General features: G+C 65.5%; 13 protein-coding genes. 8 read left to right on the top strand and 5 right to left on the bottom strand.

Features of this window, described 5'->3' with window-relative positions; all coding sequences use genetic code 11:
- Window positions 1-2: 2 nt before the first annotated feature.
- The 3 genes from gcl to FB478_RS08440 all read right to left on the bottom strand — a co-directional run bounded on the left by gcl (window position 3) and on the right by FB478_RS08440 (window position 3,751).
- Window positions 3-1,793, bottom strand: a complete 1,791-nt coding sequence (gene gcl / locus FB478_RS08430) for a glyoxylate carboligase (RefSeq protein WP_144600180.1) — start codon at window positions 1,791-1,793, stop codon at window positions 3-5.
- A 166-nt stretch (window positions 1,794-1,959) separates the two neighbouring features.
- Window positions 1,960-2,913 carry a 2-hydroxy-3-oxopropionate reductase gene (locus tag FB478_RS08435; RefSeq protein ID WP_224084130.1) on the bottom strand — a complete coding sequence of 318 codons (954 nt, stop codon included), beginning with the start codon at window positions 2,911-2,913 and terminating at the stop codon, window positions 1,960-1,962.
- A gap of 37 nt (window positions 2,914-2,950) precedes the next feature.
- Window positions 2,951-3,751, bottom strand: a complete 801-nt coding sequence (locus tag FB478_RS08440) for a hydroxypyruvate isomerase family protein (RefSeq protein WP_056391687.1) — start codon at window positions 3,749-3,751, stop codon at window positions 2,951-2,953.
- A gap of 189 nt (window positions 3,752-3,940) precedes the next feature.
- Between FB478_RS08440 and FB478_RS08445 the strand changes: the two genes are divergently transcribed.
- The 8 genes from FB478_RS08445 to FB478_RS08480 all read left to right on the top strand — a co-directional run bounded on the left by FB478_RS08445 (window position 3,941) and on the right by FB478_RS08480 (window position 13,264).
- Window positions 3,941-4,813, top strand: coding sequence for a hypothetical protein (locus tag FB478_RS08445; protein ID WP_144600181.1), 873 nt, complete (start codon window positions 3,941-3,943; stop codon window positions 4,811-4,813).
- Between the two features lie 182 nt (window positions 4,814-4,995).
- Window positions 4,996-6,279, top strand: a complete 1,284-nt coding sequence (locus tag FB478_RS08450; RefSeq protein ID WP_144600182.1) for an ABC transporter substrate-binding protein — start codon at window positions 4,996-4,998, stop codon at window positions 6,277-6,279.
- A gap of 66 nt (window positions 6,280-6,345) precedes the next feature.
- Window positions 6,346-7,233 (top strand): carbohydrate ABC transporter permease, encoded by an 888-nt coding sequence (locus FB478_RS08455; protein ID WP_144600183.1) that lies wholly within the window; start codon window positions 6,346-6,348, stop codon window positions 7,231-7,233.
- On the top strand, window positions 7,233-8,183 hold the full coding sequence (locus FB478_RS08460) for a carbohydrate ABC transporter permease (protein ID WP_144600184.1): 951 nt from the start codon (window positions 7,233-7,235) through the stop codon (window positions 8,181-8,183). Before FB478_RS08455 ends, FB478_RS08460 begins: the two co-directional genes overlap by 1 nt.
- Before the next feature lie 68 nt (window positions 8,184-8,251).
- Window positions 8,252-9,295, top strand: a complete 1,044-nt coding sequence (locus tag FB478_RS08465) for a LacI family DNA-binding transcriptional regulator (protein WP_018771749.1) — start codon at window positions 8,252-8,254, stop codon at window positions 9,293-9,295.
- 39 nt (window positions 9,296-9,334) lie between these two features.
- Window positions 9,335-10,918 (top strand): glycoside hydrolase family 32 protein, encoded by a 1,584-nt coding sequence (locus FB478_RS08470; protein WP_056391679.1) that lies wholly within the window; start codon window positions 9,335-9,337, stop codon window positions 10,916-10,918.
- Window positions 10,919-10,952: 34 nt separating this feature from the next.
- A complete protein-coding gene (locus FB478_RS08475; protein ID WP_056391676.1) occupies window positions 10,953-11,900 on the top strand; it encodes a carbohydrate kinase in 948 nt (315 codons plus the stop codon).
- Window positions 11,901-11,926: 26 nt separating this feature from the next.
- Window positions 11,927-13,264 carry a NosD domain-containing protein gene (locus FB478_RS08480; RefSeq protein WP_056391673.1) on the top strand — a complete coding sequence of 446 codons (1,338 nt, stop codon included), beginning with the start codon at window positions 11,927-11,929 and terminating at the stop codon, window positions 13,262-13,264.
- Between the two features lie 78 nt (window positions 13,265-13,342).
- Here the strand turns inward: FB478_RS08480 and FB478_RS08485 are convergent, their stop codons facing one another.
- A complete protein-coding gene (locus FB478_RS08485) occupies window positions 13,343-14,632 on the bottom strand; it encodes an MFS transporter (protein ID WP_026266147.1) in 1,290 nt (429 codons plus the stop codon).
- A 45-nt stretch (window positions 14,633-14,677) separates the two neighbouring features.
- Entirely contained in the window at window positions 14,678-15,946 is a 1,269-nt protein-coding gene (locus tag FB478_RS08490; RefSeq protein ID WP_018771744.1) for a M20 family metallopeptidase, read from the bottom strand.
- Window positions 15,947-15,959 lie beyond the last annotated feature (13 nt).

Below are 15,959 nucleotides of genomic sequence, written 5' to 3' on the forward strand. Positions count from 1 at the left end.
GGTTATGCCTGCAGGGCCAGGATGGCGGTGGGTGCGTCTGCGGCGGTCTCGGCCAGGGCCTCGAACTCGTTGACGGCGTTGATTTCCACGCCCATGGAGATGTTGGTGACCTTTTCCAGGATCACTTCCACCACCACGGGAACCTGGAACTCGCCCATGAGCGCCTTGGCCTTGTCGAACGCGGCGGCGAGGTCGTTGGGGTCCTCCACGCGGACGGCCTTGCAGCCCAGGCCCTCGGCCACCTTGAGGTGGTCAACGCCGTAGCCGCGGGTGTCCTCGGACAGGTGTGCGCTGTTGATGTTCTCGAACGCCAGGGACACGTTCTGCTCCATGTTGAACCCGCGCTGGGACTGGCGGATCAGGCCCAGGTAGGAGTTGTTCACCACCACGTGGATGTAGGGGAGGTTGAACTGGGCGCCCACGGCCAGTTCCTCGATCATGAACTGGAAGTCGTAGTCGCCGGAGAGGGCCACCACGGTCTCATCCGGCTTGCCGCGGACGACGCCAAGCGCTGCCGGGGCGGTCCAGCCCAGCGGGCCTGCCTGGCCGGCGTTGATCCATTTGCGGGGACCGAACACGTGGAGCATCTGGGCCCCGGCGATCTGGGACAGGCCGATGGTGGACACGTAGATGGTGTCGCGGCCGAAGGACTTGTTCATCTCCTCGTACACGCGCTGCGGCTTGATGGGGATGTTCTCGAAGTGCGTCTTGCGGTGCAGGGAGGCCTTGCGGTCCTGGCACTCGCCAACCCAGGCGCTGTAGTCCGGCAGGGACCCTGCCGCCTTGCGCTCTTTGGCGAGCTCAACCAGCCCTGCCAGCGCCGCGCCGGCGTCGGACGCGATGCCCAGGTCCGGGGAGAACACGCGGCCGATCTGGGTGGGCTCGATGTCGATGTGCACGAACTTGCGGCCGGCGGTGTAGGTGTCCAGGCCGCCCGTGTGGCGGTTGGCCCAGCGGTTGCCGATGCCGATCACGAAGTCGCTCTGCAGGTAGTTCTCGTTGCCGTAGCGGTGGCTGGTCTGCAGGCCCACCATGCCGGCCATCAGCTGGTGGTCGTCCGGGATGGTGCCCCAGCCCATGAGGGTGGGGATGACGGGGATGTTCAGGGTCTCGGCCAGCTCCACCAGCTGCGCGGAGGCGCCGGCGTTGATGATGCCGCCGCCGGCCACGATCAGCGGGTGCTTGGCCGCGGTCAGCATGTCCAGGGCCTTTTCCAGCTGCTTGCGGGAGGCCTTGGGCTTTTCAACGGGCAGGGGCTCGTAGGTATCGATGTCGAACTCGATCTCGGCCATTTGAACGTCGATGGGCAGGTCCAGGAGAACCGGGCCGGGGCGGCCGGAGCGCATCAGCTGGAAGGCCTTCTGGAAGGCGCCCGGAACCTGGCCCGGCTCCAGGACGGTCATGGCCATCTTGGTGACGGGCTTGGCGATGGATTCGATGTCCACGGCCTGGAAGTCTTCCTTGTGCAGCTTGGCAACCGGGGCCTGGCCGGTGATGCAGAGCATGGGGATGGAGTCTGCCCAGGCGGCGTAGAGGCCGGTGATCATGTCGGTGCCGGCAGGGCCGGAGGTGCCGATGCAGATGCCGATGTTGCCGTCCTTGGCGCGGCTGAAGCCGTCGGCCATGTGGCTGGCGCCTTCAACGTGGCGGGCCAGGGTGTGGCGGATGCCGCCGTGGGCGCGCATTGCGGAATAGAAGGGGTTGATCGCGGCGCCTGGCAGGCCGAACGCCTCGATGGCGCCTTCCTTTTCCAGGATGGCCACCGCTGCATCAACGGTACGCATCTTGCTCATGGGGTGCTCCTTGAAAGCTTGGGAAGTCTGTTTTTGGGTGTGCTGAAGGAAGGCCCGGCGGTCGCGGGGCACTTTGGGAGTGTCGGCGTCGTAAATTACGACGGCGGCCGGCGTGTCCGTGTCAATGTGCCCCGTTTTCGGGGCGGCCGGCTGGGCTGCGTGAGGGTTACTTGCGGCCGCTGAGCTGGAGGACCTGCTTGAAGAGTCCGGAGTGGTCCAGTGCGCCGTCACCCTGGCTGACGGTGGCGGCGACGAGTTGGGCGACGACGGCGCCGAGCGGGATGGCCACGTTGGCTTCGCGGGCGGCGGAGGTGACGATGCCCAGGTCCTTGTGGTGCAGGGCCAGGCGGAAGCCGGGATCGAAGTTGCGGTCCAGCATCTTCTGGCCCTTCTGCTCCAGGACCTTGGAACCGGCCAGGCCGCCGCCGAGGACCTTGAGGGCGGCGTCGGTGTCCACGCCGTAGGCCTCGAGGAAGGCGATAGCCTCGCCGAGGACTTCGATGTTGACCGCAACGATCAGCTGGTTGGCTGCCTTGACGGTCTGGCCGGATCCGGAGGGGCCCACGTGGACGATGGTTTTGCCGACGGCATTCAGGACGTCCTGGGCGTCGTCAAAGTCAGCCTTGTCCCCGCCCACCATGATGGAAAGGACGGCGTCGATGGCGCCCTGTTCGCCGCCGGAAACCGGGGCGTCGAGGGGGCGGATGCCTGCTTCCCTGGCCTCCGCCGCGAGGCGGACGGCGACGTCGGGGCGAATGCTGGAGGCGTCGATCCAGAGGGCGCCCTGCTTGGCGTTGGCGAAGACACCATCCTTGCCGCTGACCACGCCCTCGACGTCGGGGGAGTCCGGCACCATGGTGATGACGACGTCGGCATCCTTGACGGCGTCCGCGATGCTGGTGGCGCCCTTGCCGCCTTCGGAGACCAGCTTGTCGATCTTGTCCTGGCTGCGGTTGAAGCCGGTGACGGTGTGGCCGGCCTTGACCAGGTTGATGGCCATTGGCAGGCCCATGATTCCGAGTCCGATGACTGCAACGTTGCTCATGATGGTTCTCTTTCCTGAAAAGTCTGTTCGTGGTTTCCCAACTGACTCGCATTTGTTGTCGTTTTGAACGCTCATAACGACAACTACTGCGAGTTAGTTGGGCGGGTGGGGACTACTTGGCGATGCGTTCGCGGATGGCCCAGCTGAAGGCCGTCTCCTGCGGTTCCTTGTACTCGAGGCCGATGTAGCCCTCGTAGCCGAGTTCGCGGCTGCGGGCGATCCATTCGCCGAGCGGGAGGGTGCCGGTGCCGGGGGCGCCGCGGCCGGGGTTGTCGGCGATCTGGATGTGGCCGAAGTCCTTGGCGTGGTTTTCGATCACGGCCGGGACGTCGTCGCCGTTGACGGCCAGGTGGTAGAAGTCGGCGAGGAGCTTGATGTTGCCGGCGCCGGCCTCGGCCTTGACGCGGGCAATGACCCTGAGTGCGTCGTCGGCGGTGAGGAGCGGGTACCTGGGTGCGCCGCTGACCGGTTCCAGGAGGACGGTGCCGCCGATGCGGGCAACCCCTTCTGCCGCTGCCGCCAGGTTCCTGACAGCCAGTTCGTCCTGTTCTTCAGGGGTGAATTCGTCCTGCCTGTTGCCGTAGAGGGCGTTGAAGGCCTTGCAGCCCAGGCGCCCGCCGATGCCGGCAACAACGTCCACGTTGTCCTTGAACTCCGAGCAGCGTCCCTTCCAGGAGACCAGGCCCCGGTCGCCGCCGGGCATGTTGCCGGCGTTGAAGTTCAGCCCGGTGAGCTGGACGCCGGCGTCCGTGATGGCGTTCTCGAACTTGGTGATCTCGCTGTCCGCCGGAACGGAGGTCTCGAAAGGCCACCAGAACTCGACGGCGTCAAAGCCGGCTGCCTTTGCCGCGGCAGGGCGCTCGAGCAGGGGAAGCTCCGTGAGGAGGATGGAGCAGTTCACTGTGTACGTCATCGTAGGTCCTTCCGAGGAGGGGCTTTGATCTATCTTCCCTTGCTTCCGGCTCCCTTGCGGTTTCCGCTTTGTGGAATTTAGATTCTGCTTTATGAAAAGTGTAGGGAAGGTGGGGTGGGGTAGTCAAGGGGAGCCGGGGGCAGGAGACTGGTATGAGGTAAGCCCGCTCAACAGGAATGGACTCGAGCGATGACCACCGGTGCCCGCCTGCGTCTCCTGGCCTGGCTCGTTGCCCTGGCCGGATTCCTTGCGGCCTGTGTTCCCGTGGCGGGCCTGCAGGAGACCGCCACGGCTCCCGCTCCGGCTTCGGCCTCCGCGGAGACTGGCCTGCCGGGGGGCGCTGCAGGTGGTGCGGCCCTTACTGCCCCGCCTGTTTCCAGTGATCCGGCGGCTCCGGTCCAGGCTTCCCTCCCCACCTCGGAGCCTTCGCCGGCACCGGCACCCGTCCCTGCCCCGGTGCCGCAGCCGTTCGCCCTGAACCTCTACCGGGAGGGTGACTTCGTTCCGCAGTACACCTTTGACTGGTGCGTTGCCGCGAGCATCCAGATGGCGCACAACCTTATTGACGATACGGGCGGGGGCACCTGGGCTGACCGTGCGCAGCAGAATGAACTGTGGGAGATGGCGCGCGCCCGTTCCTCTGATTCGTTCAACGGTGCCAACCCCTTTGGCTGGGCCCAGGTGCTCACCGAATCGGGAATGGGACCGTACCGGGTGGTAAGCATTCCCGACTATCCGGAAGCGGTGAGGACGGCGGCCCGGGCCATTACCGACACGGGCCGGCCGGTGGGACTGGTCATGTGGAGCGGCAGGCACGCCTGGGTGATGAGCGGGTTCGAATCCCTCGGCGACCCCCGGCAATTCTCCGACTTCACCGTGACCGGCATCCGCGTCCTGGATCCGCTGTACCCGTACGGCAGTGGACAGTGGGGCCCGTCGCCTGTTCCCAACAGCCTGCTGACCCCCGAGGAGCTGGCCACCCAGTTCGTGGTGCGGGAGCCGCGCCGCTGGAGCAGCGGGCTCCCCGCCGGCTATCTCCTGGTGCTGCCGGTCACTGCCTGAACCTGCAGGCGGCTTCCCGGGACTTCTTTCTTGGGACTTCTTTCCCTGGACGGTTCTTCCGCTGTGACACTTGACACCTTTCCCCGGTGAAACCTAAAGTAAATGCCAAGTCGTTTTGGCAAAACGATTTTTCACCCCGATAGTCTCTCCGTTTCCGTTCAAGAGAAAGTGAGTCGACAGCGATGTCCACTCGTAAAAACATCAACAGGCTCGCCACCATCGGCGGTATCTGCACCGTCGTCGCCCTGGCTGCCTCCGGGTGCGGCGCAGGGGGCCCGGCATCATCGTCCGGGAGCGCCGGCACCAGCACCGTAAACGTCCTGGTGGAAGCCGGCGGCCACGCCGAGCTGACGGGCGTCGCGGAACAATGCAAGAAGGAAGCCGGCGTCGACGTCAACTTCGTCGAACTGCCCTACGACGGCATGTTCAACCGTCTCTCCAGCGAATTTTCCTCCGGCACCGTCTCCTTCGACGTCGCCGCCCTGGACTCCGTCTGGCTGCCCAGCTTCAAGGACGCCGTCCAGCCCATTGACGAACTCTTTACCGATGAGGCAAAGAAGGACATCTTCCCGGCGTTGGTCAAGGAAGCCAACGTGGACGGCCATTTCATCGGGATGCCCGCCTGGACCAACGCGGAAATCATCCTGTACCGCAAGGATCTGTTCGAGGACGCCAAGAACAAGGCTGACTTCCAGGCCAAGTACGGCTACGGGCTCGCCGCCCCTACAACATGGAAGCAGTACCAGGACATTTCCGCGTTCTTCACCAAGGACGGCATGTACGGAACCGACGTCAAGGGCGGTGTGGAAACCGAATGGCTTGCCCACGTCCTGCAGGCCGGCTCGCCCATGGTCCTGGATGCGAACAACAAGGTGGTCATCGACAACGCCGCCCACAAGGAAGCCCTGGACTTCTACACCAGCCTCGTCAAGGACGCGCCCTCGGGTGCCGCACAGGTTGACTGGGCTGCCGCGCAGAACCTGTTCAACCAGGGCAAGACGGCCATGACCCGTTTCTGGGCCCACGCTTACCGCCAGATCCCCAAGGACTCGGCAGTGGCCGGCAAGGTTGGTGCTGCACCCATGATCGCCGGTTCAGCCGGCGTCGGCGGCGTGCCAGGCCCCTGGTACCTGTCCGTACCGAAAGCCACCAAGAACGCGGACGCCGCCAAGAAGTTCGTCAAGTGCGCCTACGACTACAACGACAAGGGCATCGAGTCGAATCTTGGCCTGGCCGCACGCATCTCCGCCTTCGAGAAATACCAGGACAAGCCAGGCTATGAGAGCTTCAAGCCCCTGATCCAGACCCTCAACGGCAAGGCCACGGCCACGCGCCCCGCTACCGAAAAGTGGCAGCAGATCGTGGACACCGTGCTGGTGCCCATGCTCCAGAAGGCTGTCGCCGGCGGTGACTCCGCAACTCTCCTCGCCGATGCCAAAAAGCAGATCGAGGACCTCCTTAAGTAAGACCCCCGCGGCCGGCGCCTGACTCACCGGCGCCGGCCGCGGCCCCAACCAGCGGAAGAGAAAACCGTGCGTATCTCCGATCGCCGCTTCGCAATGTTCCTGATGACACCAGCGGCGCTGTTCCTGGCAGTTTTTGTGGCCTTTCCGCTGTTCCGCCTGGTGGCGGACAGCTTCTTCAAGATTTCCCCGATTGCCGGCGGCTCCCGCGAGTTCGTAGGCCTGGACAACTACGTCAGGGCCTTCGCCTCGGAGGCCTTCACCGGCGCAGGGTGGCGGACACTTGCCTACACCCTGGTGGTGGTCACGCTGGAATTCGCGCTGGGCCTGGGCATGGCGCTGCTGTTCACCATGCTGGGCAAGAGCTCCCAGATCTGGCGGACCGTCTTCATGTATCCGCTGATGATCGCCCCCATCGTGGCCGGCCTGCTGTGGAAATTCCTGATGATCGACAACTTCGGCCTGATCGGAACCCTCCTGCACCAGGCGGGGATCCTGTCCGACCCCAACCAGATCGGCTGGCTGTCGGACCCGGGCATCGTGCTCTACTCGGTGGCCGTCCCTGACATCTGGCTGACCACATCGTTCATGTGCCTGGTGCTCTTCGCAGGCCTGCAAAACATCCCCGGTGACCTGATCGAGGCAGCACGGCTGGACGGTGCACGCGCACCGGCACTGCTGTTCCGGATCATCCTGCCCCTGCTGCGGCCGGTCATCGCCGTCGCCCTGGTGGTCCGCGGCATCGACGCAGCCCGCGCCTTTGACACCATCCTCATCCAAACCAATGGCGGCCCGCAGTCCGCGTCGGAAACCATGAGCCTGCTGATCTACCGGACCATGATCCGGTTCGGAGACCCCGGGCTGGCAAGCGCCATGGGCACCCTCTACCTGCTGGCGATGCTTGCTGTCGCCTTCGTGGCGGTATCCACCATTTGGCGGCCAGGGAAGGACAACTGATGAGAACCGCAGAAAGAGTCAGGCACGACGGCGGGGCCACGCCCATGGCGCCCGGGACACCTTCGGCGCCGGTCGCCACAGGCAAGGAACGCATGCGCCGCGGTGTGAACCGGGAAGGCCTGGAAGCGGGCCGGCGCGGCACCCGCACGCTGCTGTGGGTCCTCCTGGCGGCAGCGATGGTGCTGTACGGGTTCCCGTTCCTGTACCTGCTGTTCACGTCCTTTAAGACGCCGATCGACACCATCGCGGTGCCGCCCACCATCCTTCCCCGGGAGTGGACGCTGGAGAACTACGCCAATGCGCTGGGCCGCAGCGGCGTGCCGGCGTCGTTCATCAACAGCATCCAGACGGCCATCATCAGTACCGTGCTTTCGCTGGTGCTGGCGGTGCCGGCGGCATACGGCATCACCCGGTACAAGACCCTCAGCGGCCGGATCTTCATCATGGCCGCGCTGGTGACCCGGATGGTGCCGCCGGTGGCCATCGGAATCCCGCTGGCGTCCATGATGGCCTCAATGGGGTTGGCCGACACTCCCATTGCACTGTCCATCGCCCATACCACCATTTCCTTGCCGCTCTCGATCTGGCTGATGTCCAGCTTCTTCGAAGCGGTGCCGAAGGACCTGGAGGAAGCGGCCACCGTGGACGGGTGCAGCCGGCTGGGAGCCCTGTGGCGCGTGGTGATCCCGGTGGTGTCCGGCGGCATCGCGGTCACAGCCATCTTCGCCTTCCTGGCCTCCTGGAACGAGTTCCTGTTCGCGCTCCTGATGACGGCCATCCGCTCCCAAACAACGCCCGTGGTGATCGCGAACTTCCAGACGCAGTTTGGCCTGGACTGGGGATCCATGACGGCCCTCGCCGCCGTGTATTCCATCCCCGTCATCCTCCTCACGCTGCTCCTGCAGCGCAGGATCGTGGCGGGCATGACCCTCGGCGCCGTCAAGGGCTAGATCACCAGCAACGAGTAGCCTACTGGTAGCCCCAGGGGCATCACTGACCATAAGGACGTGGGAGACAGATGAGCAACAAGAACATCGGCATCAAGGACGTGGCCGTGGCCGCCGGCGTGTCCGTCACCACCGTCTCCCATGTCCTCAATGACGTCTCATACGCCAGGGTGAGTCCGGAAACCCGGAACAAGGTGCGGTCCGCCGCCGAGCAGTTGGGGTACGGGCCAAACCGCCTGGCCCAGGCGCTGCGCACGCAGAGGACCGGCATGCTGGGCCTGGTCAGCGAGGATATCGCCACCACGCCGCACGCCGGGCGGATCATCCTCGGCGCCGACGAGGCCGCCAAAGCACGCGGGTACAACCTGATGATCATCAACACCTCCGGCTCGGCCAGCCTGGAGTCCCGGGAGGCCGACGTCGAGGCCCTCCTGGACCGCCGGGTGGACGGAATCCTCTACGCCACCATGTACCACCGCAACGTGGAACTGCCACCCAACCTCGGCAGCGTGCCCTCCGTGCTGGTGGACTCCGTGGCCACCGGCGGAAACATCACCGCAGTGATCCCGGATGAGGAAGGTGGTGCCCGCGCGGCCGTGACCGCGCTCCTCGAAGCGGGCCACACCCGGGTGGGATTCATCAACAACACTGACGACGTCCCCGCGACCCGTCAGCGGCTCCGGGCCTTCCGGGCCACGCTGACGGAAGCAGGGCTCGACGGCGACGCGGCACCTGTCGAGTCCGAGGTTTCCGAGGTGCATGGCGGCTATGAAGCGGCCCGGCGCATCCTGGCAGGCGCCCACCGGCCGACGGGCCTGTTCTGCTACAACGACCGGATGGCCATGGGCGCCTATCGCGCCGCTGCCGAACTGGGCCTGTCCATCCCGGCCGACCTTTCGATTGTCGGCTTCGATGACCAGGAACTGATCGCCGCCAACCTTTATCCGGGCCTCACCACCGTGGCCCTGCCGCACTACGAGATGGGTGCCTGGGCCACCGAGCACCTGATCGACGCCGTCGAGGGGAAGACGGACCTTTCCCTCATGGCCCTTCACCCGACCATCCTGAGTTGCCCCCTGGTGCGCCGCGACTCCATCGCGGCGCCCCGCCAGTAGGCAGCCAGCTCCTTCCACTTCCCAAGGGGAACACCAGACATGTCCAGTTGCCTTGATGCCGCCCGCCCGGAAACAGCTCCGGCAGAAATCTCCAGGTTCCGGCCTGCCATCCACTTCACGGCAAGGGATACCTGGCTGAACGATCCCAACGGCCTGGTGTTCCACGACGGCCTGTACCACCTCTTCTACCAAAACAACCCCTATGGCAGCGTCTGGGGCAACATGTCCTGGGGCCACGCCACCTCCCGTGACCTGCTGCACTGGACGGAACACCCGGTGGCGATTGCGTGCGACGAGACAGAGGACATCTTCTCCGGCAGCGTCGTGGTGGACCGCGGCAACACGGCCGGTTTCGGCACGGCGGACGCACCCGCCCTGGTGGCCATCTACACCAGTGCCTTCAAAGCCGCGTCAGAACTGAACGGCACGCAGGCCCAGTCCCTCGCGTACAGCACCGACGGCGGCATGACGTGGCAGAAATACGACGGAAACCCTGTCCTCACCAGGAATTCGGCGAACTTCAGGGATCCCAAGGTGTTCCGCTACCAAGGGGAGCTGGGCGCGTACTGGGTCATGGTCGCGGTCGAAGCGCATCACCAGCAGGTGGTCTTCTACCGTTCGGATGACCTCAAGTCGTGGGATTTCCTGAGTGATTTCGGCCCGGCCAACGCCGACGCCGGTGACTGGGAGTGCCCCGATCTTTTTCCCCTCGCAGTGGACGGGGACCCGGCCAACACCAAATGGGTCCTGATCGTCAACGTCAACCCCGGCGCAGTGGCTGGGGGATCCGGTGGCCAGTACTTCGTGGGCCAGTTCGACGGCGCCCGGTTCGTTCCGGACGCAGGTTCCCTCGTGGCTCCGGCCGGGCTGCGTACCGTCCCGGACCCCTCGGAGGCTTCGGCCGCGCTGCGGCAGTGCCTGTGGCTTGACTGGGGACGCGACTGCTACGCCTCCGTTTCGTTCAGCAACGCCCCGGATGACCGGCGCATCATCATCGGCTGGATGAACAACTGGGACTACGCCAACGAACTGCCCACAGCCCCATGGCGCTCTTCCATGACCCTGGCCCGCGAACTGCGTCTCACCGCAGTCGATGGCTGCGCCCGCCTGGTCCAACAGCCGGTCCTGCCGGAACCCGGCACAGGGGGAGCACTGCCCGCCGCAGGGGAGCACCTGACCGTGGAAACGGTTGAGCTGCGGAACGAAGCCCTCCGCCTGCCGGACCCCGTACCCGGCAGTGCCCAGGTCATCGAGGCTGACATACTGCCCGGCACGGCGGACCGGATCGGGTTCCAATTCTTCGGAAACAGCGACGGCACCGCCGGCGCCATCCTCAGTTACGACCCAGCAACTGCCCAACTCATCCTTGACCGCAGGCAGTCGGGAAACACTGGCTTTCACGGGAAATTCGCTTCGGTTGAGTCCGCGCCGGTCCACCTTGAAAACGGTGTCCTGAAGCTGCTGATTGTCGTGGACCACTGCTCGGTCGAAGTCTTCGCCCAGGGCGGCAGGACGGTCCTGACCGATCTCATCTTCCCAGGCCCCGGCAACACGGAGAACCGGCTGACGGTCGACGGAGGCCCGGCAACAATACTCAAGCTCGCCGTCAGTGAACTTGCTTAACGGTTCGCCCTCGCCCAACGAAAGGTCCAAAAAGATGCCAACAGTCCAGCAGGCTGCCGACCCAAGGCAGGGCATCGACGTGGTTGTTGTCGGTGAAGCCCTCATGGACATCGTGGTCACGCCGCGGGGCACCGTGGAGCACCCCGGCGGGTCGCCGGCCAACGTGGCCTATGGGCTCGGGCGGCTGGGGGCAAGCACGGCATTGTTCACCTCGATCGGCGACGACCACCACGGCTCCGCCATCGAACAGCACCTCCAAAGCGCGGGAGTCCAACTCCTGCCGGGTTCCCGGGTCCGCGGCGCAACCTCTACGGCCACCGCGGTTCTGGCGTCCGACGGTTCCGCCCAGTACGACTTCAACATCCGGTGGGACCTCCCACGGACCGCCCCGGCGGTCCTTCCCAAAATCCTGCACACCGGTTCGCTCGCCTCCTTCCTGGCACCGGGAGCGCAAGGAGTCAGGGAGCTCCTTGAGCAGTCCCACGAGCGCTGCGTGGTCACCTACGATCCCAACATCCGCCCTGCCCTGCTCGGCAGCCACTTTGAGGCAAAGACCGTCTTCGAGGAACTTGTTCCGTTCACGGAGGTGGTGAAACTCAGCGATGAGGACGCCCGCTGGCTCTATCCGCGGCTGGCCGTGGATGACATCGCACAGCGAATCGTTGGGCTTGGGGCCGGTCTCGTCGCCGTCACCATGGGCGCGGAAGGATCCCTGCTCACAACAGGTGGCGCACGGGTGGAAGTACCGTCCGTCAGGTCGGCGGTGGTGGACACCATCGGGGCCGGCGACTCGTACATGGCTGCCCTCATCTACGGACTGCTTATGCGCGGAGCAGACGGGCTGGCACCGTCGGTGCTGGAGTCCCTGGGCCGCATGGCATCCAAGGCAGCGGCCATCACGGTGCGCCGCCCAGGGGCCCACCCTCCAACACTGGAGGAACTGCGGGAGGACCTTCCCGAGCATCAGCCGGTGGCCCCATGAACACCACGACACAAAGGGAAGAAGCCATGTCCAGCAACAACTACTACGACGTGACGACGTGGCCTGCCGGCGACCCGTTCGAGGACGTCGGTGAAGTCATCAACAGCATCATCGATGACATCAAGCACCGGCAGGCCGCCACCGATGCGAACAGCGGCGGAAAACCCGGCGCGGTGATCTACATACCGCCGGGGGACTACCGGCTGCGTACCCAGGTGCTGATCGACATCAGCTTCCTCAAGATCCAGGGATCGGGACACGGGTTTACGTCCTCCAGCATCCGGTTCAACGTTCCCGAAGACGACTGGCCCAACCTGCACGAGCTGTGGCCCGGCGGCAGCCGCATCCTGGTGGACATTCCCCTCAGTGGCGGCAGCGGGGAATCCCAAGGCGCCGCCTTCTACGTGGAGCGAACCGGGAGCCCGCGGATCAGCTCGGTGGAGTTCTCCAATTTCTGCATTGACGGGTTGCACTTCAGCCCGGACGGCTCGGGGATGCATCCGGAGAACACGTACGTCAACGGCAAGACTGGCATCCATGTGGCGAACGCGAATGACTCGTTCCGCGTCAACGGCATGGGATTCGTGTACCTCGAGAACGCCCTGACCATCTACAACGCTGATGCGCTTTCCATCCACGACAATTTCATCGCCGAATGCGGAAGCTGCATTGAACTGCGCGGGTGGGGGCAGGCGTCAAAGATCACTGACAACCTGATCGGGGCAGGCTTCAAGGGCCACTCGATCTACGCGGAGAAGCATGGCGGCCTCCTGGTCACCGCAAACAACGTCTTCCCCCGGGGTGCCAGCAGCATCCGTTTCAACGGCGTCACGCGCTCAAGCGTCACCAACAACCGCCTGCATTCGTTCTACCCCGGCATGGTGGTGCTCGAAGCGAACAGTTCGGAAAACCTCGTGGCCACGAACCACTTCCTGCGCGACCATGAGCCATGGACCCCGTTCCAGGGAGTCGGGAACGGACTGGACGACCTCACAGGGCTTCTCTGCGTCAGCGGCAACAGCAACTCGGTGATCGGGAACCACTTTTCCGAGGTCATCGACGCGCACAGCGTCCGGCCGGCCGGCGCCACGCCGGTCATCATCCGGCTGATGGAGGGGGCGGGCAACTTCGTTTCCAACAACCATGTGGTGGCCCTTGACGTTAATGCCTCGTCGAGTGACTCCTGCTTCGAGGCCCAGGTGGGCGCCCTGCTGGCCACTGGCGCTGCCGACGGCCTCGCCGTGACGGCCGTCGTGGTCGATTCCGCGTCAACGCGGAACACCATCCTTGATTCCGGAACTGACGCCCAAATCAGCGCTGACAGGGCCGCGAATGCCGTCAGGGCCACCCCAACGGCCGGCTGACAACGACAAGCCGGCTGACAACGACAAGAGGTCCCCGGCGCCGGAATGCTCGCCGGGGACCTCTTGGCAGCGGGACGGTCAGTGCGTCAGGTCCTTGCCCTTGGTCTCAGGGATGGTGAACACAAATGCCGCGCTGACCACCAGCAGCAGCACTGCGTACGCATTGAACACCTGCGGCGCGCCAAGCGAGGAACCCAGCCACTGCTGCAGGTAAGGGGCGGTGCCACCGAACAGGGCCACGCAGATGGAGTAGGGGACGCCCACGCCTACGGTGCGGATGGACGTTGGGAACAGCTCGGCGTACACGGCGGGGACGATGGCTGCGCTCGCGGCGATGAACACCAGCATCACGGACATGGACACCGCCAGCTGCCAGGCCGAATCCTTCAGGAGCCAGGTCATGGGGAAGTGCAGCACTGCCGAGCCGATGGCGCCGGCCCAGAGGACTTTCTTGCGGCCGATGCGGTCGGACAGCTTGCCCCATACCGGCAGCGCGGCGATGAACACGATATTCGCGATGACGCCGGCCCACAATGCCTCGCCGCGGTCGATCTTCAGGGCGGTGGTGGCGTAGCTCGGTGCCACGACGCCCCAGATGTAATAAATGACCGTGAGGCCCACGGTCAGGCCGATGACCTGCAGCGCCTGCTTGCGGTAGCGGACAATCTGCGGCCAGATCCGCGCGCGCTTTTCGGTGACGGCTTCGCCCTGGAAGGCCTCGGTTTCGTGCAGCCGCGACCGCATGATCAGCGCGTACAGGCCCATGGCGGCACCGATGAGGAACGGCACTCGCCAGCCCCACGCGTTCATCGCCTCGGTGCTCAGGGCCATGTTCAGCACGGCTCCCAGCAGCGTGCCGAAGAGGATGCCCACCGTCCCCGACGTGTAGATCAGGGTGGCCCAGAAGCCGCGGTGCTCCTTGGGAGCCATCTCGGACAGATACGTTTGCGACGACGGCAGCTCACCGCCGTGCGCCAGGCCCTGCACCAGCCGGGCCACCAGCAGCATCAGGGAAGCGAACGCCCCGACGCTGGCAAAGGTGGGGGCGACGCCGATCATCAGGCTGCCCAGCGACGCGAGGCCGACGGCGAGCGTCATCGACGTCTTGCGGCCCACCCGGTCGCCGATCCAGCCGAAGAGGAAGCCGCCGAAGGGCCGGGCCACGAAGCCCACGGCGAAGATCGCCAGCGTGGACAGGACGGCCGATGCCGGGTCCGCTTTGCTGAACAGTTGGCTGGCAATGAACGGGGTAAACGTGGCGTAGATGGCCCAGTCGTACCACTCAACGGCGTTGCCGATGCCGGTGCCGACGACGGTCTTGGCGGTGGACATGCGTCCAGTCTGTGGCTTGGTTGCTGCAACGGACATGGTCTTCTTCCTGGTGGGTTGGGGCATGGTGGCGGTGCTGCCGGGCTAGGAGGCCTGCGAAAGGGCGGCCAGCCGGGAGATGGCGAGTTCCGCATAGAGGGCGGCCCCGTCAGCCAGCACGCCGTCGTGGAACGTTGCGTAGGGTGAATGGTTGAACGGCGAGGTTGCCGGATCGCCGCCCGGGGCCACGGCGCTGAGCCCCACAAAGGTGCCCGGTACCTCTTCGAGGACCCGGGAGAAGTCCTCCGAGCCGCTGAGGGGGGTGGCCCAGCGCGAGAGGCGGCGCTCGCCGAAGAGCTCGGTGATCACCTTTTCGGCGGTGTGGGTTTCGTCCTCGCTGGTGATGGTGAGGGGATACTCCTGCAGGTAGTCGACGGCGACCTCCACCCCGTGCGCGGCGGCGATTCCCTTGAGCAGGCGCGGCACGGCGTCCATCATCTTCAGGCGCGATGCTTCGGAGAACGTCCGGATGGTGGCCTCGATGCGGGCCGATTCGGGGATGACGTTCCGTTTGGTGCCGGCATGGAGCACGCCCACGGACAGGACCACGGGATCGAACATGTTGAACTGCCGGGTGACCATGACCTGCAGGGCAGTCACCATCTCTGCCGCCACGGTCACCGGATCCTTCGCCGAGTGCGGGGCCGAGCCGTGGCCGCCGGCGCCCAGCACCGTGACTTCCAGCCCGTCGGAGGCGCTGAGCATGACGCCGGGCTTGGTGCAGAAAGTGCCATGCGGTTCCAGTGAGGAGAACACGTGCATGCCGTAGGCCGCCTGGACGCGCGTGCCCGCGGCGTCCAGGACACCTTCCCGGAGCATGTAGCTGGCGCCGTCGAACCCTTCCTCACCCGGCTGGAACATGAGGACGACGTCGCCACGGAGTTGGTGCCTCTTCTCGGCCAAAAGGGTGGCGGCACCGGCGAGCATGGAGGTGTGCAGGTCGTGGCCACACGCGTGCATGGCACCGTCAGCCTGGGAGGTGAAGTCCACGCCGGTCTTCTCCTGGACAGGCAACCCGTCCATGTCGGCGCGAAGCAGGACGGCGGGGCGGACCGCGCTGTCCCCGGCATGGCTGTCCCCGGCACTGCTGCCGCCGTTCCCCTGCTCCCCGCCCGGGTGCCCGCCGCGCAGGACCGCGGTGACCGACGTCGTGTCCTTGCCCAGCGTGATCTCGTAGGGAAGTCCGTCCAGCGCCTGAAGGACCCGCTCCTGGGTGCGGGGGAGGTGCAGGCCAATTTCCGGCTGCCGGTGCAGGTCGTGGCGGAGCCGGATGAGGTCTTCCTGCAGGTCCTTGGCGTCGTCGGTTATGGGCACGTGTCACTCCTTG

It is taken from the genome of Arthrobacter sp. AG367, assembly GCF_007828995.1.
Lineage (GTDB): Bacteria > Actinomycetota > Actinomycetes > Actinomycetales > Micrococcaceae > Arthrobacter.